Origin of the sequence: Streptomyces sp. CBMA156 (assembly GCF_014596515.1) — a bacterium.
In the GTDB taxonomy this organism is placed as follows: Bacteria; Actinomycetota; Actinomycetes; order Streptomycetales; family Streptomycetaceae; genus Kitasatospora.
Window position 1 is genome coordinate 1 of the sequence record NZ_MSJQ01000013.1, and the last position, 21264, is coordinate 21264.

15 protein-coding genes are annotated in these 21264 nt (G+C 73.7%); 8 read left to right on the top strand and 7 right to left on the bottom strand.

The features are described 5' to 3' along the window. Positions 1 to 194: 194 nt before the first annotated feature. On the bottom strand, positions 195 to 1793 hold the full coding sequence (gene gcvPB, locus BU198_RS00780) for an aminomethyl-transferring glycine dehydrogenase subunit GcvPB (protein WP_317619897.1): 1599 nt from the start codon (positions 1791 to 1793) through the stop codon (positions 195 to 197). Beyond that, entirely contained in the window at positions 1790 to 3148 is a 1359-nt protein-coding gene (gene gcvPA / locus BU198_RS00785) for an aminomethyl-transferring glycine dehydrogenase subunit GcvPA (RefSeq protein WP_188294838.1), read from the bottom strand. Before gcvPA ends, gcvPB begins: the two co-directional genes overlap by 4 nt. 216 nt (positions 3149 to 3364) lie before the next feature. Between gcvPA and BU198_RS00790 the strand changes: the two genes are divergently transcribed. From BU198_RS00790 to BU198_RS00815, 6 genes are all read left to right on the top strand, one after another. Beyond that, positions 3365 to 4636 (top strand): ABC transporter substrate-binding protein, encoded by a 1272-nt coding sequence (locus tag BU198_RS00790; protein WP_223243735.1) that lies wholly within the window; start codon positions 3365 to 3367, stop codon positions 4634 to 4636. A gap of 11 nt (positions 4637 to 4647) precedes the next feature. Beyond that, positions 4648 to 5583, top strand: a complete 936-nt coding sequence (locus BU198_RS00795; protein ID WP_188294840.1) for a carbohydrate ABC transporter permease — start codon at positions 4648 to 4650, stop codon at positions 5581 to 5583. Then, complete coding sequence (locus BU198_RS00800; RefSeq protein ID WP_188294841.1) at positions 5580 to 6416, top strand: carbohydrate ABC transporter permease; 837 nt, start codon at positions 5580 to 5582, stop codon at positions 6414 to 6416. Before BU198_RS00795 ends, BU198_RS00800 begins: the two co-directional genes overlap by 4 nt. A gap of 2 nt (positions 6417 to 6418) precedes the next feature. Beyond that, the gene (locus BU198_RS00805) at positions 6419 to 8443 is read left to right on the top strand and encodes a beta-galactosidase (protein WP_188294842.1); all 2025 of its coding nucleotides are present in this window, start codon (positions 6419 to 6421) and stop codon (positions 8441 to 8443) included. Beyond that, positions 8440 to 10635: an MGH1-like glycoside hydrolase domain-containing protein gene (locus BU198_RS00810; RefSeq protein ID WP_188294843.1), complete on the top strand. Its 2196-nt coding sequence runs from the start codon at positions 8440 to 8442 to the stop codon at positions 10633 to 10635. The genes BU198_RS00805 and BU198_RS00810 overlap by 4 nt, the downstream gene beginning before the upstream one ends. 165 nt (positions 10636 to 10800) lie before the next feature. Continuing rightward, positions 10801 to 11526, top strand: a complete 726-nt coding sequence (locus tag BU198_RS00815) for a ribonuclease H (RefSeq protein ID WP_188294844.1) — start codon at positions 10801 to 10803, stop codon at positions 11524 to 11526. Between the two features lie 112 nt (positions 11527 to 11638). Here BU198_RS00815 and BU198_RS00820 read toward each other — a convergent pair whose 3' ends face one another. Next, positions 11639 to 13057, bottom strand: coding sequence for a hypothetical protein (locus tag BU198_RS00820; RefSeq protein ID WP_188294845.1), 1419 nt, complete (start codon positions 13055 to 13057; stop codon positions 11639 to 11641). 229 nt (positions 13058 to 13286) lie between these two features. Continuing rightward, positions 13287 to 16394 (bottom strand): ATP-binding protein, encoded by a 3108-nt coding sequence (locus BU198_RS00825; protein ID WP_223243736.1) that lies wholly within the window; start codon positions 16392 to 16394, stop codon positions 13287 to 13289. Between the two features lie 253 nt (positions 16395 to 16647). On the opposite strand from BU198_RS00825, the gene BU198_RS00830 reads away from it, so the two are divergent. After that, positions 16648 to 17037 (top strand): squamosa promoter-binding protein 15, encoded by a 390-nt coding sequence (locus tag BU198_RS00830; RefSeq protein WP_188294846.1) that lies wholly within the window; start codon positions 16648 to 16650, stop codon positions 17035 to 17037. An 82-nt stretch (positions 17038 to 17119) separates the two neighbouring features. On the opposite strand, the gene BU198_RS00835 is transcribed toward BU198_RS00830, so the two are convergent. The 3 genes from BU198_RS00835 to BU198_RS00845 all read right to left on the bottom strand — a co-directional run bounded on the left by BU198_RS00835 (position 17120) and on the right by BU198_RS00845 (position 19404). Next, positions 17120 to 17692: a hypothetical protein gene (locus BU198_RS00835; protein ID WP_188294847.1), complete on the bottom strand. Its 573-nt coding sequence runs from the start codon at positions 17690 to 17692 to the stop codon at positions 17120 to 17122. Between the two features lie 66 nt (positions 17693 to 17758). Beyond that, positions 17759 to 18997 carry a GNAT family N-acetyltransferase gene (locus BU198_RS00840; protein WP_188294848.1) on the bottom strand — a complete coding sequence of 413 codons (1239 nt, stop codon included), beginning with the start codon at positions 18995 to 18997 and terminating at the stop codon, positions 17759 to 17761. A 104-nt stretch (positions 18998 to 19101) separates the two neighbouring features. Further along, positions 19102 to 19404 carry a hypothetical protein gene (locus tag BU198_RS00845; protein WP_188294849.1) on the bottom strand — a complete coding sequence of 101 codons (303 nt, stop codon included), beginning with the start codon at positions 19402 to 19404 and terminating at the stop codon, positions 19102 to 19104. Positions 19405 to 19875: 471 nt separating this feature from the next. Here BU198_RS00845 and BU198_RS00850 point away from each other — a divergent pair, with 471 nt between their 5' ends. Beyond that, a complete protein-coding gene (locus BU198_RS00850; RefSeq protein ID WP_188294850.1) occupies positions 19876 to 21204 on the top strand; it encodes a TolB family protein in 1329 nt (442 codons plus the stop codon). Positions 21205 to 21264: the final 60 nt, after the last annotated feature.

Below are 21264 nucleotides of genomic sequence, written 5' to 3' on the forward strand. Positions count from 1 at the left end.
GCGGGCGCCGAGGTCCAGCGCGCGCCGCTGGATCTCGGCGCCGTCGCTGCCCTTGAGGCCGACCCGGCCGCCGAGCCCGGCGACCGGGTTGACCACGAGCCCGATCCGGGGCGGGTCCTGGTCGGTCACGGGCCCGATCCGGGGCCGGTCCCGCTCGGCCCCGGGCCCGGTCCGGCGCCCGGCCGGGGGAGCCGTCACGGCTGCTCGCCCAGGACCTTGCGGCGGTAGGCGCGCCAGCTGACCGCCCAGACCGCCGGGTCGTCCAGCGGCTCGTGCCGGATCCGGTGCACGGTGGAGCGGTGCGGGGCGGTGCGGACGGTGTCCGGGTCCTCGTACGCCTCGCGGGCGACCTCGGCCAGGATCGCCGCGTACTCGTCCAGGTCGGCGCGGGAGTAGGACTCGGTGGGCTCCAGCGTCATCGGCTCGGGGACGACGTACGGGTGGTGGCTGGTCCAGTAGTGGGTGCCGAAGTCGGCGGCGCGGTAGCCGAGGTCCTCGCTGTGCAGGCCGGTGTCCTCGGCGAGCTGCTGCCAGCTGTAGCGGACCTGTTCGACCCGGGGGCGCCCCTCGGCGTACGGGACGGAGACGCCGCGGATCTGCCGCACCCGGTGCAGCAGGTAGTTGTTGTTGAGTACGGCGGTCTCGGCGACCTCGCGCAGCCCCTCGGCGCCCAGGGCCGTGATCCAGGCGTAGGCGCGCACCAGGTTCGGCACGACGCCCAGGTAGGGGCGGATCTTGCCGACCGAGTCCGGCCGGTCGTCGTCCAGGACGTACCGCTCGCCGTCGAACTCGACGGTGGGGCTCGGCAGGTAGGGCGCCAGCTCCGCGGTGACGCCGCAGGCACCGGCCGCCGGGCCGCCGCAGGCGTGCGGGGTGGAGAAGGTCTTGTGCAGGTTGAAGTGGCACAGGTCGAAGCCGGCTTCACGGGCCCGGGTGATGCCGAGGATGCCGTTGGCGTTGGCCTGGTCGTAGGCGCACAGGCCGCCGGCCTCGTGGACGATCCGGACGAACTCGGCGATCCGGGGGTTGTAGATGCCGGTGTCCTCGGGGTTGGTGATGAGGAGGGCGGCGGTGCGCGGGCCGACGGCGGCGCGCAGCGCCTCGATGTCGGGGTAGCCGTCGGCGTCCGGGTGCAGGGTGATCACCCGGAAGCCGGCGGTCTTGGCGCAGGCGGCGTTGGAGGGGTGGGAGAAGGCGGTGGTGATGACCTCGTCGCGCTGCTGCGCCTCGCCGCGGGCGGCGTGGTGGGCGCGGATCACCGAGACGTTGGTCCAGATCGCCGCCGAGCCCGCGCCGGGCTGGAGGCTGACCCGGTCCATGCCGGAGATCTCCCTGAGCAACTGCTCCAGCCGGTGGACGAGTTCGAGGACGCCCTGGACGGTGGAGGCGTCCTGGGCCGGGTGCAGGGCGGCGATCCGGGGGTCGCGGACGAAGGTGTCGTTGACCTTGGGGCTGTACTTCATGGTGCAGGTGCCCTGGCCGACGTCCACGTTGAGGTCGGCGCCGAGGTTCTCCTGGGAGAGCCGCAGGTAGTGCCGGAGCACCTGCTGCTGGCCGAGTTCGGGCAGGGCGGGCGGGGTGCCGCGGCGCAGCGCGGCGGGCAGCCGTTCGGCGGGGTCGCCGACGGCGGCGGTGACGGCGGGTTCGGGCAGCGGGGGCAGGACGCCGCGCTCGCCGGGGGTGCCCAGTTCGAAGATCAGCTTCTCGTCCCAGCGGGCCTGGTGGAAGCGGCGCAGGGCGGGTTTGGGGGCGACTCGCGGGTCCACCGAGCCGCTCGTCTGATGATTCGTCACTTCACGGTCTCCTCAAGCGCGTCGGCGAGCCGGTCGATGTCGGCCTGGGTGTGCAGCTCGGTCACGCAGTAGCGGCCCTCGTCGGGCGCGGCCGGGGTGCCGGCGTGCAGGCCGAGGGCGAGCAGGGCGTCGGCGATCTCGGCGGCGGTGCGCTCGCCGGTGTAGCGGACGGTGAAGTCGGCGAAGTGCACGGCTTCGGGGTCGGCCGTTTCGACGCCGGGGACGGCGGCGAGGCGCTGCCGGGCGTAGGCGGTGTTGGCGAGGATCGTCGTGCCGATCTCGCGCATGCCGTGCGGGCCCATCAGCGCGAGGTAGACCCCGGCGGCGATGCCGTGCAGGGCGGCGGCGGTGCCGACCCACTCCTTGCCTTCCTCGCGCAGCGCGAAGGAGGTGCGCTCGTACGCGACGTCGCCGAAGCCGTACTCGCCGGGGACGTCGGTGGGGACGAGGCCGAACAGCCGGCTCGGGTACTCGGCGACGAGGCGCTCGTCGTCGGGGCTGCCGATGAAGCCGGCGTTGCCGCCGCCGAAGCTCGGGTGGATGCCGAGCGGCTGGAGCTCGCCGCAGGTGAGGTCGGCGCCGAGATCGGCGGGCGGGGTGAGCACGCCGAGGCTGAGCGGGTTGGCGTGGACGACGGCCAGCGCCCCGGCCCGGTGGGCGAGTTCGATGTACTGCGGCAGCTCCTGGTCCACCCGGCCGCGGTGGTCGGTGAGTTGGGCGTAGACGGCGGCCGCGTCGCCCTCGGCGAGCGCGGCGCGGACGGCGGTGGGCTCGGCCGGGACGAGGACGAGGTCGTGGACGCCCCGGACGTAGTCGCGGATCCGGGAGAGCCGGTCCGGGTCGATCGCGCCGACCAGCACCAGCCGGCGCCGGCCGGTGGCCCGCCCGGCCATCCGCAGCGCGGTCGCGGCGGCCTGGAACCCGTCGTACGTCGGCACGTTGACGACGTCGACGGCGAGCAGCTCGGCCATCAGCGACTGGTACTCCCACAGTGCCTGGAAGCGGCCGTGGTCCTCGTACGGCTCGCCCGCGTAGGCGGTGAGGAACTCGCTGCGGTTGACGATCTCGTCCACGACGGCGGGCACGTGGTGGCGGTAGCAGCCGGCGCCGAGGAAGCTGCGGCCGGGCGGGACGGCGGTGTTGCGGGAGAGCAGTTCCTCCAGGTGGGCGGCCAGCCGGGCCTCGGAGCCGAGCGCCCCGGGCAGCCGCAGCGGGCGGTCCAGCCGGAGGGCGGCGGGGATGTCGGCGTAGAACTCCTCGACGTCCTGGGCGCCGACCGCCGCGAGCATCGACTTCCTCACCTCCGGGGCGGAGTTGGGGATGTACGGGTGGGTTCGGGGGACGCGTGTGCTCATCCTGGCACCTTCCGCGATTTCAGTCACAAGCCTTGACGGGGTTGTGAATGCTGAGTTCTGTATACAGCATTCGGCATTCACCAGTCGGGAGGCAAGATGTCCGCAGAAACCCGGCACAGAAAACATTCCCAACTCGACTTTGGCCAGGGCGGATCGGCGGAAGATCCAGGGCGTCGCCGACTCCTCCGTGCCGGACTCGCCGGCGGCGCACTGCTGTTGACCGGCGCCACCGGCTGCGCGACCGGCGGAACCGGCGGCACCAGCGCCAAGCAGCTCACCGGCAGCCCGGGCGCCACCCTCGCCGGCAAGGTCACCATCTGGTCCTGGGACGTCGCCGCCAAGGCCATGCAGCGGCTCGGCAAGGTCTTCGAACAGGCCCACCCCGGCACCACCGTCGACGTGGTCGACATCGGCTACGACAACGCCTACGACAAGATCACCGTCGGGCTCGGCGCCGGCAGCGGACTGCCCGACATCCTCACCGTCGAGGGCCACAAACTCCCCACCTACATCGGCAACTTCCCGAACGCCCTGGTCGACCTCACCGGCCGCGCCGGGAGCCTCAAGTCCCAGTATCCAGAGGCCTCCTGGCGCACCGTGACGGACGCCAAGGGCCGGGTCTTCGCCCTGCCCTGGGACAGCGGGCCGTGCGCCCTGTTCTACCGGCGCGACCTGCTCCGGCAGGCCGGCATCGACCCGGCCGGCCTGAACACCTGGGACGACTACCTCACCGCCGGCACCACCCTCAAGGCCGCCACCGGCAGGAAACTGCTCACCCTGGACGCCAAGGAGGACAGCCTCTTCGCGATGCTCCTCCAGCAGCAGGGCCAGCGCTGGTTCACCGACGGCAGGGCCGCCGTCGCCACCCCCGCCGCCGAACGCGCGCTCACCCTGCTCAAACAGCTCGTCGACCGCGACCTGGTGGACTTCGAGAACGGCTGGGACGGACTCGTCTCCGCCACCCACGACGGCAAGGCCGCCACCATCCCCACCGCCGCCTGGTGGGACGGCACCCTCACCGCCGAAATGACCGACCTCAGCGGCAAGTTCGGCGTCGTCCCGCTGCCCGCCTTCACCCCCGGCGGCACCCGCACCTCCAACAGCGGCGGCTCCACCCTCTGCGTCCCCGCGCAGAGCAGGAACCCCGAGACCGCCTGGGCCTTCCTCTCCTTCCTGCTCGCCGACAAGGCCAACCAGGCCTCGATGATGCAGCACGAAGGGCTCTTCCCCGCCTACCTCCCCGCCCTGGACGACCCGTACTTCCAGCAGCCCGCCCCCTACTACGGCGGCCAGCCGGCCATGCAGCTGTTCGCCGGACTCGCCCGCGCCATCCCCACCGTCGAGTACACCGCCGACGACTCCAAGGCCGGCGACATCGTCACCACCGCCGTCAACCAGGTGCTGCACAACGGGGCCGACCCCGGCACCGTACTGCGCTCCGCCGCCCGCCAGATCGCCACCGCGACCGGCCGCCAGCCGGTCGCGTAGGGGCGGGCCCGATGACCAGTCCTCCGGCCTCCCTGCGCAAACCGGCGGCCCAGGCCCCGGCCGCCCCCGCCCGCCGCCGGCGCTCCCCACGCACCGTGGCCGCGGCCTGGCTGTTCGCCGGGCCCACGACCGCGCTCTTCGTCGCCTTCTTCGCCTACCCCCTCGGCGCCAGCCTCTACCAGAGCTTCACCGCCCGCCGCGACGGCACCGACGTCTGGGTCGGCCTCGACCAGTACCGGCGCATGCTGCACGACCCGGCCTTCCTGCACTCCCTCGTCAACACCGGACTGATCCTCGCCGTCCAGGTCCCGGTGATGATCGGCCTCGCCCTGGTGCTCGCCGTCCTGCTCAACCAGTCCTGGCTGCGCCTCCGGGCCGGCTGGCGGGCGGTCTTCTTCCTGCCCGCGATCACCACCCTGGTCGCCTACGCCGTGGTCTTCCAGGTCCTGCTGCGCACCGACGGCGGCCTCGCCAACCAGTTCCTCCAGGTCCTCGGCCTCGGCCCGGTCGACTGGCTCAACTCGCCCACCTGGGCCCGCATCTCACTGATCGGCTCGGTCACCTGGCGGTGGACCGGCTACAACGCCGTCATCCTGCTCGCCGGACTCCACGCCATCGGCCGCGACCAGTACGAGGCCGCCGCCCTCGACGGCGCCGGCACCGTCCGCACCTACACCAGCGTGATCCTGCCCCAGCTGCGCCCGGTGGTGCTGTTCTGCGTCATCACCTCCACCATCGGCACCCTGCAACTCTTCGACGAGAACTACGTCCTGACCCGCGGCGGCCCCGGCGACGCGACGCTCACCCCGGTGGTCTACCTCTACAAGGTCGGCTTCCAGCAGCTCGACTTCGGCTACGCCGCCGCCATCGCCTGGGTCGTCGTGCTGATCATCGCGGCCGTCTCCCTGCTCCAGTTCCGGCTCTACGGAAGGGACCGGCGCCGATGAGCCGTCCACCAGCGCTCGCCAGGGCCGGCCGCACCGCCGTCCTCGCCGTCCTCACCCTCGGCGCCGTCCTCAGCCTGCTGCCCTTCGCCTGGATGGTGATCGCCGGCACCCACAGCAGCTCCGAACTGTTCCACTCACCGCCGCCGTTCCTGCCCGGCGGGAACCTGCTGCGCAACCTGGTCCACCTCCAGGAGACCATCGGCTTCGGCCGGGTGCTGCTCAACAGCCTCGGGATCGCCGTCGTCTACACCGCGCTCAGCGCGCTGCTGTCCGCGATGTGCGGCTACGGGCTCGCCAAGTACCGCTTCCGGGGCCGCGGACTGCTGCTCGGCCTGGTGCTGGCCACCATGATGATCCCCCTCCAGGTGCTGCTGGTCCCGCTGTTCCAGATGATGGCCGGCCTCGGCTGGATCGACAGCTACCAGGCCGTCATCGTGCCCTTCCTGGCCAACTCCTTCGGCATCCTGCTGATGCGCCAGGGCTTCCTGGACTTCCCCGACGAACTGCTGGAGTCCGCCAGGATCGACGGCTCCGGCGAACTGCGCACCTTCTACCAGGTCGTCCTGCCGTGCGTACGTCCACAGCTGGGCGCACTGGTGATCTTCACCTTCATGGGGCAGTGGAACAGCTTCATCTGGCCGCTGCTGATGCTCAACACCGAGGACAAGTACACCGTGCCGGTCGCGCTCAACACGCTGACCGGGCTGACCCACGTCGACTACTCCGGCCTGATGCTCGGCTCCTTCCTGGCCACGCTCCCGCTGATGGTGCTCTTCCTGGTCTTCCAGCGGCAGTTCGTGGCCGGTCTGCTGGGCGGGGCGCTGAAAGGATGACCATGGACCGCCTCACCCGGGTGCCAGGACTGCTGTACGGCGGGGACTGGAACCCCGAGCAGTGGCCCGAGCAGGTGTGGGCCGAGGACGTGAAGCTGATGGCCGAGGCCGGGGTCAACCTGGTCACCGTCGGCATCTTCTCCTGGGCCCGCCTCCAACCCGGCCCCGACAGCTGGGACTTCGGCTGGCTGGACCGCCTGCTCGACCTGGTCCACCGGCACGGCATCGCCGTCGACCTGGCCACCGCCACCGCCTCCCCACCCGCCTGGCTGGTCCGCGCCCACCCCGGGTCGCTGCCCGTCACCGCCGACGGCGTACGCCTGGAGTTCGGCTCGCGCCAGCACTACTGCCCCTCCTCACCCGCCTACCGGGAGGCCGCCGTCCGGCTCACCCGGACCCTCGCCGAGCGCTACCGCCACCACCCCGCGCTCGCCCTGTGGCACATCCACAACGAGTACGCCGACCACGTCGAGGAGTGCTTCTGCCCCGCCTCGGCCGCCGACTTCCGCCGCTGGCTGCGCGAACGGCACGGCACCATCGAGGAGTTGAACCGCTCCTGGGGCACCGCCTTCTGGTCCCAGCACTACGACTCCTTCGCGCAGATCGAACCGCCGCGCACCGCACCGGGACCGGTCAACCCGACCCAGCTGCTGGACTGGCGCCGGTTCTGCTCGGACGCGCTGCTCGCCCTGCACCGCGCCGAGAAGGCCGTCCTGGACGAGGTCTCACCCGGCGTCCCGGTGACCACCAACTTCATGTCGATGCTCAAGGCCCTCGACTACTGGGAGTGGAGCCGGCACGAGGACCTCGTCTCCGACGACGCCTACCCCGACCCGGCCGACCCGCGCGCCCACGTCAACGCCGCGATGAACTACGACCTGATGCGCTCGCTCAAGGGCGGCCGCCCCTGGCTGCTGATGGAACAGGCCCCCTCCGCCGTCAGCTGGCGCCCGGTGAACCTGCCCAAGCGCCCCGGCCTCTACCGGCTCTGGTCACTCCAGGCCCTGGCCCGCGGCGCCGACGGGGTACTGCACTTCCAGTGGCGCGCCTCGGTCGCCGGAGCCGAGAAGTTCCACAGCGCGATGCTCCCGCACCGCGGCACCGCCTCGCGCGGCTGGCAGGAGACCGTCGGCCTCGGCGCCGAACTGCGCCGGCTCGGCGAGGTCGCCGGCAGCCGGCTGCGCGGACAGGCCGCCGTGCTGCTCGACTGGGACAGCTGGTGGGCCCTCGAACTGGACGACCACCCCTCCGCCCGGATGCGCTGGCCCGAACTGCTCCGCCCCTGGTACGCGGCGCTGTACGAGCGCGGCATCACCGTCGACTTCCTCCCGCCCACCGCCGAGCCCGACGGCTACCCGCTGCTGCTCGCCCCCAACCTCTACCTGCTCGACACCGCCACCGCCGACCGGCTCACCGCCTACGTACGGGACGGCGGCCGGCTGGTCTGCGGCCCGTTCAGCGGCATCACCGACCGGCACGACCACATCCACCCCGGCGGCCACCCGGGCCCGCTGCGCGAACTGCTCGGGATCGTGGTGGACGAGCACTGGCCGATCCCCGACGGCGCGACCACCGCCGTGCGCCTGAACGGTACGGACCTGCGCGCCGAACGCTGGAGCGAGTGGATCGAGACCGAGCGCGCCGAGACCGTCGCCCGCTACCACTCCGGCACGCTGGCCGGCCGTCCGGCCGTCACCCGCAACCGGCTCGGCGCCGGCAGCGCCTGGTACCTGAGCTGCCACCTCGGCGCCGACGTCGGCCCGGTGCTCGGCCTGGCGCTCGCCGAAGCCGGAGTGGGCCCCGAACTGCCCGGCCTGCCCGACGGCGTCGAGGCCACCCGCCGGCACGCCGCCGACGGCACCGGCTACCTCTTCCTGCTCAACCACGGCCCGGACGAACACCGCGTCCCGCTCCGCACGCCCGGCACCGACCTGCTCACCGGGGCCGAAGCGGCCGGCGCCGTCACCCTCGCACCGCTCGGCGCCGCCGTCCTCCGACTCCCCGCAGCCGCCCAGGAGCGCGCATGAACCCGCTGTCCCGCCGCCACTTCCTGGCCGGCTCCGCCGCCCTCGCCACGGCCGGCACCCTCGCCGCCGCCCCGGCCGCCCACGCGGATACCTCAGACGAGGTCGCACGGCCCGACGAGCGCTACGCCGACGTCCTCGACCTGCACGGCACCCCCGCCCAGGCCTACCCCGGCGACGCCCGCGGCAACAACCCGATCACCGTCTTCGCCGACCTCGGCGCCTGGCACGCCTACGCCCTGCCCCGCCCGGCCGACCCCCAGGGAGGCTTCACCGGCCCGCTGTACCTCGCCCAGGAGTACCCCTGGTGGCTCAGCGACGGCCTGACCCGCCTCCAGCTCACCGAACAGGGCCGGCCCCTCGACCTCACCGCCGGCGCACCCGTACGCGGTACCTCACTGCCCGGCCTGCTACGGCTCACCCACGACCTCGGCGCCGGCCTCACCCTCACCCTGGACCTGCGCTTCGCCGGCCCCCGCACCGCCCTGCTCCGGGCCCGGCTCGCCAACACCGGCCCGGCCGTCCGGACCCTGACCGCCGCCTGGACCGGCCGGCTGCTGCGCCCCGCCGGCGGACCGCAGCGCGAGGCGCCGACGCTGGCCGCCGCCGAACGCGGCGTGGAGGTGCGCTTCGCGAAGGTCCGGCAGACCTGGGACTACCTCACCGACGGCACCGAGCGCTTCGCCGTCCGCCACGCCCGGCCCGTTCGGGTCGTGCTGAGCGCCGACGGCGACGGCCACCGCACCGAACTCGCCGAGCCGGTACGGCTGGCGCCGGGGGAGACCCGCAGCCTGGACTGGACCGAGAGCTACACCTTCACCGAGGCCGAGTACGCCCGGGCCGCGGCGGAGGCCGAGACCGCGCTGCGCGCCCCGGAGCGGGTCGCGGCGGAGGGCACCGCCCGCTGGCAGGGGTACGTCACCCGGGCCACCGAGGGCGTCCCGGCCGCCCGCCGCCGCACCGCCGTCAAGTGCGTGCAGACCCTGGTCACCAACTGGCGCAGCCCGGCCGGACGGATCCGGCACGACGCCGTCACCCCCACCCTGTCCTACAAGTGGTTCAGCGGGGTGTGGGCCTGGGACACCTGGAAACAGGCCGTCGGCACCGCGGCCTTCGCGCCTGGCCTGGCCGCCGACCAGATCCGGGCGGTGTTCGACCACCAGGTCCCGTTCGATCACCGGACGGGCGCCGGCGCCACCGGGCGCCCGCAGGACGCCGGCATGGTCCCCGACTGCGTCTTCTACAACGACCCCGGCACCGGCGGCGGCAACTGGAACGAGCGCAACTCCAAGCCCCCACTGGCCTCCTGGGCGGTCTGGGAGGTCTACCGGCGCAGCGGCGACCGCGCCTTCCTGCGCGAGCTGCTGCCCAAGCTGACCGCCTACCAGGACTGGTGGTACCGCACCAGGGACCACCTCGGCGAGGGCCTGTGCGAGTACGGCGCCACCGTGGACCCGGCCAACGACACGGCCGAGGCCTGCGTGGAGGCGGCGGCCTGGGAGTCCGGCATGGACAACGCCCCGCGCTTCGACGCCGCCACCGTGGTCCCCAACCGGGGCGCGGACGGGACGCTGCTCGGCTGGTCGCTCGACCAGCGCTCGGTCGACCTCAACGCCTACCTGGCCGCCGACCACCGACACCTGGCGCTGATCGCCGCCGAACTCGGCGACCTGGCCGGCGCCCAGCGGCTGCGCACCCGGGCGGAACGGATCGACGCCGCCGTGCGGGACACCATGTACGACCCGGCCACCGGCTGGTTCCACGACACCGCGCTCGCCACCGGCGCCCGGCTCACCGCCAGGGGCCGCGGCATCGAGGGCGCGATCCCGCTGTGGTCCGGCACCGCCACCGCAGCCCAGGCCCGCACCGTGCGCCGGCTGCTGCTCGACCCGGCGGAGTTCGGCACCGCGATGCCCTTCCCGACGGTGGCCCGCAGCTCGCCGTCCTTCGACCCGGCCGGCTACTGGCGCGGCCTGGCCTGGCTCGACCAGACCTACTTCGCCGTCGAGGGGCTGCGCCGCTACGGCTGGGAGCAGGACGCCCGGCGGACGGTCGAGCGGCTGCTGGCCACCGCCGCCGGGCTGACCGGGGACGGCCCGGTGCGGGAGAACTACGACCCGCTGACCGGGGAGGGGCGCAGTTCGGCCAACTTCAGCTGGTCGGCGGCACTGCTGCTGCCGCTGCTGCGCGGCTGAGCGGCTCCGGCCCGACGGCGGGGCCCGGAGGCTGGCCTTGAGGCGTTGCCCGGCGGCTTCGGCTCCGGCCCGTCGGCCAGGCGTGATCGGGGCATGGTGGAACGGGCCTGGAGGCGTTGCCGAGCGGCTTTGGCTCCGGGCCCTCCGACCAGGCATGATCGAGGCATGGTCGAACGAGTCATTGCAGCGTGTGACGGAGCAGCCAAGGGCAACCCCGGTCCGGCGGGCTGGGCCTACGTGGTGGCGGACGCCGCCGGGGTGCCCCAGCGCTGGCAGGCCGGCGCGCTCGGTCACAGCACCAACAACGTGGGCGAGCTGACGGCGCTGCGGCAGCTGCTGGCCGCGACGGACCCGGCGGCGCCGCTGGAGGTACGGCTGGACAGCACCTACACCCGTGACTCGGTGACCAAGTGGCTGAAGGGCTGGAAGCGCAACGGCTGGAAGACGGCGGCCGGCAAGCCGGTCGCCAACCAGGAGCTGATCCAGGCGATCGACGCCCTGCTGGAGGGCCGGGACGTCACCTTCGTCTACGTGCCGGCCCACCAGGTGGACGGCGACCCGCTGAACGCGATCGCAGACAAGGCCGCCAGCGACGCCGCCCGCACCCAGCAGGACGCCTCCGGCACGGCCGCCGACCTGCCGGCCCCCGACCCGGCCGCCGCCACGAAGGCGCCCAAGGCGCGCGGTGCCCGTACCGCGTCCGCGTCCTCCGGCGGCACCGGTACCGGCACCAGCACCGGCGGAGGGGCCAAGCGGAGCGGGGGCTCGCGCACCCTGAACGCCCGCTTCCCCGGCACCTGCCCGTGCAGCCGTCCGTACGCCAAGGGCGACAAGATCACCAAGGTGGGCGGCTCCTGGGGCCACCCGGAGTGCGCCGCCGCCCACGCCTGAGCACCCCGGGCCATGCCCGAACGGCGGGCCGGGAACGCGTGACGGGGAACGCCTGACCGGAAACGCGTGACCGGCCGACCGCGGGGTGCGGTCGGCCGGTCACGGGCCGGGCTTACGCCGGGGAGGGGGAGTCCTTCTGGGCGATCCCCTTGATGTCCTGGTAGGTCAGGCCGGCCCGGTTGAAGGCGCGCGCCTCGGTCTCGGTGATGCCGAGCCCGGCGAGCTCCTTGAGCTGGGCGTCGGTCAGCGGCGGCGCGATCGGGAGGCCGCTCGGGGCGTCCTCGTCGTCGAGGCCCTCCCCGGCGCGCGCGGTGGCCATGCCCAGCACCGCGTCCAGCAGCTGGTCGTCGCTCACCGTGACCACGTCGGCCGGGGCCTGGACGTTCGGGGCCGCCTGGTTGAAGGCGAGCTTCACCGGGAAGTTGACGCCCGGTTCGACCTTGTCGGCCAGCTGGGCGAAGTCGAAGGTGGCCGAGGAGAAGGCGCCGTTCTTCAGGTAGAGGTCGAGGCCGATGGTGCGGTCCGGCACGTCGCTCGGAGCCTGGTCGGGGAAGTCCCCGAGCTGCTTCGGGAACTTGCCGGACAGCGGCTTGACGGCCTTGTACATCTCGTCGACCAGCTGCCGGGCCGGGGCGCTCACCCAGAGGTGCTCGGCGCCGTCCTTCTTGCCCTTGTCCTCGTACGTGACGGTGCGGCCGAGCACGTCCTTCAGCGAGTTGAGGATCTGCCGGCCGAACTCCTGGTCGGCGCCGGGCGCGGCGCTCGGGGCGGCCTTCTGACCGTCGGACTCCTTCGCCTGGTCGGCGAGTGCCTGGAGGTCGAAGGAGAGCCACTTGCCGTCCAGCACGTCGCCGACCGGCTTCAGCTTCTCGGGCAGGCCGCGGCGGAGCTCGTCCACCGTGGACGGGTCCTCGCCGACCAGCTTCAGCAGGCCCTTGGCGTCGGCGTGCAGGTACCCCTTGGCGTCGACCTGGCGGTACTCCAGCAGCGCGGTGCCGCTGCGGTCGGCGAACACGTAGGAGACGCGCACGGACTTGTCGAGCGTCAGGTCGGTGTTCTTGCCGTCCTTGCCGGCGTTCTTGAAGGCCTCGATGTCCTTGAGCGGCTTGTCGGCGGAGACCGCGACGGAGAGGGAGAGCCCGGAGATCGCCTTGGCGGTCTTCTCGTCCATCTCGCCGCCGCGGCCGCGGGCGGCGTCGACCAGGCCGCGGCTGCCGTTGTGCTCACCGGAGTTGGCGAACGCGGCGACCTGCTCGGGGGTGGCGTCGATGGAGAGGGTGAACCCGGCCGACTTGGCGTTGCGGACCTTGTCGAAGGCCTTGGACACCTTCTGGGCGGCGGTGAGCTGCTCGACGGTGCCGCAGGCGGCGAGACCGGTGGCGAGCACCGAGGCGGTGACGGCGACGGGCATCGCGCCGCGGGCGGCCTTGCGGATGGCGGTGTTGATGGTGCGACTCCTGTTGATCGGGTCCGCTCGGCAGAGCGGACCGGTCCCTCCCCTGCGACGCGCAACGTCACAGCGTTTGCACATGTGATCACATTATCGGCAAGGGGTCACACGAATTTTTAACCGGGTCTTTAGGCGACGACCTAACCATCCGGCATCCGAACCGCCCGGCGCGACGTCCGTACGGAAGTCGTACTGGTTACCGACTATCGGTAAGCGATCGGTAAGAGGCCTTGCCTAAGGTCGGGTCCGACGGCACAGGACGGGGACGCGCCCGGTTCCAGGACCCGGTCGACAGGTCCTGTCCCGCCCCTCAGGGGCCGCCGGTCGGGTCCGCGCAGGGGACGGACCCGGCCGGAGTGCCGTTCCCCGTACGGTCGTCGGGGCCCGCCACGGGGGCGTCGCCCAGTTCGCGGGCCTCGTCGAGCACGCGCGCGGCCGACTCGGACAGCCCGGCCGCCCGGTAGGCCCGGCCGAGCGCGCGCAGCGCCCCGGCGAGGAAGGAGCGCCAGCCGCGGGCCCGCCACACCAGGACCGACTCCTCCAGGTGCGCGACGGCCGAGGCGTGGTGGCCCTCCGCCAGGTCCAGCTCGCCGAGGATGCCGAGGGCCTGGGCGAGGTGGTGCCCCAGGTCGAACCGCCGGGCGATGGCCAGTGCCGCCTCGGCCGTTCCCCGGGCGCGGCCGTCGTCGGTGGCCGCGTACAGCGTGGCGAGGTAGAGCAACGAGAACGCCTCCACGTAGCGGTCGTCGAGGGAGCGGGCCATGGCGAGCGAACACAGCAGCAGCTCGACCCCGCGCTCCACCTGGCCGGCCCGGCCGTGGGCGGCTCCCAGGAACTGGATCGCCGTCGCCTCGAAGCGGGTGTTGCCGATCAGCCGGGCCAGTCGCAGCGTCTCGGTCAGGTGATCGATCGTCCGGTCGAGGTCCGTCTCCCCGTAGGCGATGGCGATGATCTGGTGCGCCCGGGCCTGGCCGCCCGGGTGGTCGTGGGCGGTGGCGAGGTCCAGGGCGCGGCGGCCCGCGTCCAGGGCCTCCTGTTCGCGGCCCTGGGCCACCAGACTCCAGGCGGCCAGGACGAGGGCGTCGGCGGTCCCGCGCGGTTCCCCCACCTGCTCGAACAGCTGCCGCAGGCGCCGCGCGTGGTCCTCCAGCGCGACCATCGTCTGGGTGCCGTCCTCGACCCCGACCGTCGTGCCGGCGTCCTCGGCCGGGGTGGTCCAGGTCGTCACCTCGATGAGGCCGCGGGTGAGCACGGCCGCGCCCAGACCGTCGCCGGCCGTCCGGCAGACCTGGAGGACGGTCAGGTGCGTGGTGCGCCAGTCGTCGTACAGGCCGCGGACGTCGCAGTACTTCTCCTGGCAGGCGGCGAGGTCCCAGGCCATCGGCACCATGCGCAGCGTGGCGGCCTGCCGGGCGCTCGCGTTCAGGGCCTGCTGCTCGGCGTCGAACCAGGCCATCGGGTCGTCCAGCAGCGCCGCCGCGACGGCGGACGGCATCGGGTGGCGGGGCGCCTCGCCGTGGAGCGGCGCGAAGCAGGGCCCCGGCACCTGGTCGGCCGCCTGCTCGGCGAGCCAGAGCCAGGCGCCGAAGGCCCGTTCGAGCGCGGCGGCGCGCGCGGCCGGTTCGTCCGCGGCCTCGGCGTGCTCACGGGCGTACAGCCGGACGAGGTCGTGGAAGCGGTAGCGCAGGTGCGGCTCCGTCCCGGCCTCCTGGAGGAGCTGGGCGTCGATCAGCTCCTCCAGCTGCCGCTCGGCCCGTTCCAGCGGGATGCCGGCCATCGCCGCCGCGGCCCACGGCGCGAAGTCGGGCGCGTCGAGCAGGCCGAGCAGGCGGAACATCCGGCGGGTCGGTTCCGACAGGCGGGCGTAGCCGACGGCGAAGCCGGCCCGGACGGCCAGGTTCCCGGCCGACAGTTCGTCGAGCCGGCGCCGTTCGTCGCGCAGCAGGTGGGCGAGCCGGGCCAGGGTCCAGCGCGGCCGGGCGGCCAGCCGGGCCCCGGCGATGCGGACCGCCAGCGGCATGCCGCCGCACAGGTCGACGATCTGGGCGGCGGCCACCGGCTCGGCGGCGACCCGGTGGTCCCCGAGGATGCGGCGCAGCAGCGTCCGGGCGTGGGTGGCGTCGAGTTCGTGGAGGTCGACGAGCCGGGCGCCGGGCAGGGCCGTGAGCGCGGCGCGGCTGGTCACCAGGACGGCGGGGCGGCCTCCGTGGCCGGGCCGGCCGTCCGGGCCCTCGTCCCGGCCGTCGTTCGGGGTGCCGGCCGGGTGCGCCGGTGTGCCGGGGAGCAGCGGGCCGATCTGCTGTTCATCGGCGGCGTTGTCGAGCAGGACGAGCGTGCGGCGGTCGGCGAGCAGGGTGCGGTACAGCGCGGAGCGCTCCTCCAGGGAGGCCGGGATCTCCCTGGGGTCGGCGCCGAGGGCGCGCAGGAAGGCCGCCAGGACGTTGGCCGGGTCGGCGGAGGACTCGTCGGCGCCGCGCAGGTCCGCGTACAGCCGCCCGTCCGGGTAGTCGACGGCGGCGCGGTGGGCGGTGTGGACGGCCAGCGCCGTCTTGCCGATGCCGCCCATGCCGGCGATCACCGGCACCCGGCCGTCCGCCAGGGTGTCCAGGACGAGCCGGACCTGGTCGTCGCGGCCGGTGAAGTCCGTGATGTCCCGGGGGAGTTGCGAGGGCACCCGGGCCTGTCGGGGGTCCGCGGGGGTGCCCTCGCGGTCCTGGGCGAGCAGCGCGAGGAACACCTTCTGCACCTGCTCGCCCGGTTCGATGCCGAGTTCCCCGGAGAGCCGGCGGCGCAGCGTCTGGAAGCGGCGCAGGGCCTCGGCCGCCCGGCCGTCCGCCGCCAGCAGCTCCAGCAGGGCGGTGTGCACGGGCTCGTCGAACGGGTGCTCCTCGGCGAGCGCGGTCACCGTGGCCAGGGCGCTCCGGCACCCGCCGGTCGCCAGGGCGGCCTGGGCCAGGGCCAGGACGGTGGCGCGCACCGCGCCCTCCACGGACGCCACCAGCGGGTCCTCGCGGTTCACCCGCTCCAGTCCGGCCAGGACCGGGCCGCGACGCAGGGCGGCTGCCGCGGCCGGGTCCCCGTCGGCGGCGAGCGCGCGGAACCGCGCCAGGTCCACCGCGTCCGGCCCGGTCACCAGCCGGTACCCCTGGGTGTCGGAGTCCAGGGCCACCGTCCCGTCCCCGAAGCCGCCGAGCCAGGTGCGCAGCCGCGACATCCCGGTGTGCACGGCGCCCCGGCCGATCCGGTCCGCCTGCCCGGCCCACACGAGGTCCACCAGCCGGCCGACGGGCAGCCGTTCGCCCTCGGCGAGCAGCAGGGCGCCCAGCAGCCCCCGCAGCACGGTGGCCCTCGGCAGCGGCTGCGGCACGCCGTCCACGGCGACCGTCAGGGGGCCCAACAGCCCGAACGTCATCTTCATCGCTTCAGTCCCTCAGAGCTCACGACCGCGCCGGAGCCGGGCCGCGCCGCCCGCTCGGGCGGCGACCGCCGGCGCCGACGTGACCACGACACTAGTCCGGACACCGAGGAATGGAGGCCACCGGCCCTGCGGGAATCGTTCGGAGGGGCCTCAGGTCAGGGTGCTGCCCAGGAGGGGGGAGCAGCCGTCCCGACCCCACCGCGCGGCGGGAACCCGGTGGACAGGGTGACCTGCGGCTCTGTTGAATTCCGGCATGAGCCACGTTGCCAACGTCATGATCTCCGTGAACTTCGTCGACCGTCCGGGCGTCGAGGAGCTCAGCGGGTGGCTGCGGACCGCCGCCCCGCGGCAGGGCTACGGCCCCGGCGAGGTCGGATGGGTCGGCTACCTCAACGAGACCACCGGCAGCGACACCCGCTGGGGCGGCGGCAAGTACCCGGAGTGCGACGTCTACGCCGGCGCGCTCAACCACGCGGACCTGTCCGGGCTGGTGGCGCGGGTCGAGCGGATCGCCTGGGAGGAACCGCGGTTCGTCCAGCTGTTCGTGATGGACCAGGACGAGCAGTACTTCCGGGTGTGGATGTTCCACGGCACCGAGCTGCGGCAGCTCGTGCCCGAGGGCCGGGAGGACGAGGCCCCGTAGGGCAGGTGATGCTCCAGGACACGGGTCGGCCCGGCTCCCGTCGGGGGAGCCGGGCCGGGTACGGGCCGGGGTGTACGGGTGGCTACCGCTGCTGCATCATGACGACGCCGACGCCGACGACGCAGATGACGATCGTGGCCAGCACCGCGATCACCGTGGGTGTCAGCCGGTCCCTGAGCTGCTTCTCCGGCCGGACGCGCTGCGTCGGATCGGTGCTGTACTCCCACCAGTTGACGACCCGCTGGAAGTTCACCTCGAAGTCGCTCAACGGGTAGTAGGTGCTGGTCTGGAGGCCCGGCAGCGAGCGCCGCCTCCCGTTCGTGGCGTGGAACCGGGCCGCGGACGAGCTCGTGCCGTTGCCCTTGGTCTCCCGCACGTCGATCCAGCGGATCTCCTGCCAGGAGTAGGTACGGCCGCGGCCGAGCCCCCAGCAGATGGTGATCCCGTCGGTGCCGACCCGGCTCCAGGAGCGCAGGGAGATGGCGAAGCCAGGGATGATCAGTGCCAGGGTCCCGGCGACGAGCAGGATCGTGGCGACGGCGCCGAGCTTCAGGTAACCGAGGACGAGCTGGGTCACCACAAGGAGGATCAGCGGCGCGAGATTGGACCAGGAGGGGCGGAACATGTCTTTCCCCCGGAAGATCAGTTCGTTCACGCGGCGCACACTACGCCCCCGCGAACCCGGCCCCGAAGGGGGGTCGGGTTCGCGGCCGTCGTCCCGTCAGGGCAGGTAGTACGTCAGCAGGTCGGCCGTCAGCGGCGGGAACAGCGCCCGGTACGGCTCCTCGTCCCCGCGGACGTAGACGTCCGGTCGGATGCCGCTCAGCCCCTCGATCCCGCGCGGACCGAAGAGCAGTGGCGCCAGCTGGTCGGGCGCCACACCCACTCCGCCGTCCGGGCCGGGGCGCTGCATCGTGCCGCCCGTGACCACCTCTCCCAGCCCCTGCTCGCCGACTGGGATGCGGTAGTGGGCGCGGTAGGTGGAGATCAGCAGCTCGCGGCCGGTGAGGTCCTGGCCGGCGGCGGTGAGGCGCTGCCACAGCAGCGGGCGCAGCCGGTCGAGCAGCGCGGCCGGGTCGGGGACGCGGACGTAGTACTGCTCCGCCTCGGGGCGCGGCGTGTGGTCCAGCAGCCCGTGCCAGACGGTGGCGGGCAGGGTGCCGGGCCTGTGCACCACGTGGAGCTGCGCCTCGGGCGCCAACGCGGCCACCCCGGCCAGGAGTTCACGCGCGGCCCGCTCGTCGACGGCGGCCGCCTCGGCGAGGTGGAACTCGCCGTCGTCCACCGGGGTGGTGCGTGCCGTCGCCACCACCCGGCCTGCGCGCTCGACCACCCGCAGCGTGGTCGCGTCGTGCGCCAGCAGCCAGCGCCAGCGGCCGGGGGAGTGGCCCATCGCGACGTCGAAGCCCCGCTGCGCCTGCTCCTGGAGCGCGGCCAGGGCGGGCAGGTCGGCGGCCCGGGCGGTGCGCAGCGCGGGGGCGCCGTCGACGGGCTGGATGCCGTGCACCGGGCGCGAGACCGGGATGTCGATCGTGTACTCGTAGCCGAACAGCCGGTAGAAGTACGGGATTCCGATCATCACCTGGACGACGTGCCCGCGTGCGGCGGAGCGGGCGTGCGCCCACTGCACCAGCGCCCGGACCAGGCCGCGGCCCTCGTACTCCTCGTCGGTGGCGACGAGTTCGATCTGCCCGGCGGGCAACCGGACGCCGCCGAGGCGCAGTTCCTCGTCCAGCAGGGTGGCCGTGGAGACCACCCGGTCGCCGTCGACCACCACCGCGCAGGCCGACCAGCCGGCGTCCGCGTCCTCGACCACCAGGCGGTGGTCGAGCGCGTCCTCCGGGACACCGCGCTCGGCGAGCAGAGCGCCGATCTGCTCCAGGTCGCCGGGCCTGGACTCGCGCAGCAGCAGACCGCCGGGCAGCGGAACGGACAGGGCGAAGGGTTCGTCAACGGCCATTCCCGGACCTTCGCACCGGAGACCGCCGCTGTCCACGGAGTTTTGCCGAACCGGCAAGGCCCCTGTGGTCCCCGGGCCGACAGGGGGTCACAGGGGCCCCGGGGTCACACGGTGCTCGCGATCCAGCCGACCGTCTCGGAGGTGTGCGGCCCGTCGGACAGCGCCCGGCCGCTGCCCACGAGCTCGTTGAAGCGGATCTTGAAGCCGGCGGTGGTGACGTCGGCGATCCGCACGCCCGGGGTGTCGGGACCGTTGAACGTCTGGACGAACGGCACGACGATGACCGTCGCGTTGTCGGGGAACGGCGCGGGGAAGGTGACCTGGGTGAAGGTCGACGTGGCCCCGGCGGTCAGCTCGGTGGCACTGGTGGAGCTCAACTGCAACTTGCCGGTCTGGATCGTGCTCATCGCTTCTGCCTTTCGCTCGACTGCCGTCGGGTCGCGTCCGGTTGACGGTCATGCGCCCGGCGGCACGGGCGCTGCCTCGGTGTGAAGCAAGCAAGGGTGAGATGCCCGTATTGGTCAGTGTTTAGAGCGGATACCGACGGTTGTGGGCATCTGTCACCAGGCGGAGCCGCGCGGGGAGGGGGCGGTGCGGCAGCCCCGTGCGGCAGTTCGCGGGCGTCCGGCCGAACTCTGCGGCGGGATCGGAACGCCGGGAGAGCCGTCGCCACGGCAAAGGACTCGCAAAAGGCCGATCCGAGGCCTCCGGGTGCCCGCTGCCGGGCCTTCCGGGCCCGTCCCCCGTGGGCGGTTCGCGCCTTTCGTGTGCGGGAGTTGGCGAAATCGTGTCCATCACGGGGCGGCCGGGTTGACCGTGGCCACGACCGGACGGTTGGCTCGGCCGGAGCGAGCGGGAATCCAAGGGGAGGGGAGCCCATGAGGACGACGACGGTACGGGTGGCAGGTGCCCTGGCGGCCGCACTGCTGGCGGGCGCCGGGGCACCGGCGGCGCACGCCCGGCCCGCGCCCGCTTCCACGGCCGGGTTCGCACCCGCTTCCGTGACCGGGTCCGCACCCGCCTCCGCGGCCGCGCCCACGCCGGTGGACGGACCCACCGTACGGGTGAACGTGAGCCCCGACGGCACGCCCGCCGACGACTGGTCGGAGCCGCTCGGGCTGAGTGCCGACGGCCGCTACGCCCTGTTCACCTCGCTGGCCTCGAACCTGGTGCCCGGCGACACCAACCGCCTCTACGACGTCTTCGTCCGCGACCTGTGGACGCGGCACACCGAGCGGGTCAGCCTCGCCGACGACGGCGCGCAGCTGGACGGGTCCAGCAGCCAGGCGGCGATCAGCGCCGACGGCCGGTACGTCGCCTTCGTCAGCGACGCCGTCAACGCCGTCCCCGGGAACGGCAGCGGCCGCACCGACGTCTACGTCCGGGACCGCCGTACCGGTCACACCGAGCTGGTCACCGCGGGCGCCGGCGCCGGGAACTCGCTCAGCCCCGCGATCAGCGCCGACGGCCGCTTCGTCGCCTACTCCTCGGACCGTGCCGACCTCGCCCCCGGGGCCCGGGCCGGCACCTCCAACGTCTACCTGACCGACCGCGCGGCCGGCACCACCAGGCTGGTCAGCACCGGGCAGGGCGGCGCCCCCGCCGACGGCGGCTCGGTGGAGCCCTCGCTCAGCGCCGACGGCAGGACCGTCGCCTTCCGCTCGAAGGCCGCCAACCTGCTGCCGCCCGCCCCGGCGGCCGTGAAGCCGCCGCCCACCCGGCAGCTGTTCCCGCTCTACGTCCACGACGCCCGGACCGGCCGGACCGAGGGCGCGAGCGTCGACCAGGGCGGCACGCTGCGCGACACGGCGCGCCAGGCGCGGCTGAGCCCCGACGGGCGGTACGCGCTGTTCCGGGTGTTCCAGCCGGACCAGGGCGGCGGCACCCGGGTGGCGCTCTACGCCCGCGACCTCCGCACCGGCACGGTCACCGAGGTGGCCGCCGCCGGCACCCAGCCGGCCGTGATGACGGCGGACGACCGCTGGGTCTACTTCGCCTCGGATGACGCGGACCTGGTGCCCGGCGACACCAACGGTGCCACCGACGTGTTCCGCCGGGACCTGCGGAGCGGCCGGATCGAGCGGGTCGCCGAGGCCACCGGCCCGACCGCCGCGCCCGCCGTGGACGCGCTCGGCACCACCCTGCTGTACGGCGCCCTGGACGGCACCCGCGCCGACGTCCTGGCGCGCTACCTGCCGCTCTTCTGACCGGCCGGCGCACCCTGCGGGCGACCCGCCTCCCGCAGGGTGCGGTGCGCCGCGGCCAGG

Bases quoted from the DNA above. Each gene is read 5' to 3' on its own strand.
- gcvPA (WP_188294838.1), bottom strand. From the start codon at position 3,148: ATGAGCACACGCGTCCCCCGAACCCACCCGTACATCCCCAACTCCGCC.
- BU198_RS00795 (WP_188294840.1), top strand. From the start codon at position 4,648: ATGACCAGTCCTCCGGCCTCCCTGCGCAAACCGGCGGCCCAGGCCCCG.
- BU198_RS00800 (WP_188294841.1), top strand. From the start codon at position 5,580: ATGAGCCGTCCACCAGCGCTCGCCAGGGCCGGCCGCACCGCCGTCCTC.
- BU198_RS00805 (WP_188294842.1), top strand. From the start codon at position 6,419: ATGGACCGCCTCACCCGGGTGCCAGGACTGCTGTACGGCGGGGACTGG.
- BU198_RS00810 (WP_188294843.1), top strand. From the start codon at position 8,440: ATGAACCCGCTGTCCCGCCGCCACTTCCTGGCCGGCTCCGCCGCCCTC.
- BU198_RS00815 (WP_188294844.1), top strand. From the start codon at position 10,801: ATGGTCGAACGAGTCATTGCAGCGTGTGACGGAGCAGCCAAGGGCAAC.
- BU198_RS00820 (WP_188294845.1), bottom strand. From the start codon at position 13,057: ATGTGCAAACGCTGTGACGTTGCGCGTCGCAGGGGAGGGACCGGTCCG.
- BU198_RS00825 (WP_223243736.1), bottom strand. From the start codon at position 16,394: ATGAAGATGACGTTCGGGCTGTTGGGCCCCCTGACGGTCGCCGTGGAC.
- BU198_RS00830 (WP_188294846.1), top strand. From the start codon at position 16,648: ATGAGCCACGTTGCCAACGTCATGATCTCCGTGAACTTCGTCGACCGT.
- BU198_RS00840 (WP_188294848.1), bottom strand. From the start codon at position 18,997: ATGGCCGTTGACGAACCCTTCGCCCTGTCCGTTCCGCTGCCCGGCGGT.
- BU198_RS00845 (WP_188294849.1), bottom strand. From the start codon at position 19,404: ATGAGCACGATCCAGACCGGCAAGTTGCAGTTGAGCTCCACCAGTGCC.
- BU198_RS00850 (WP_188294850.1), top strand. From the start codon at position 19,876: ATGAGGACGACGACGGTACGGGTGGCAGGTGCCCTGGCGGCCGCACTG.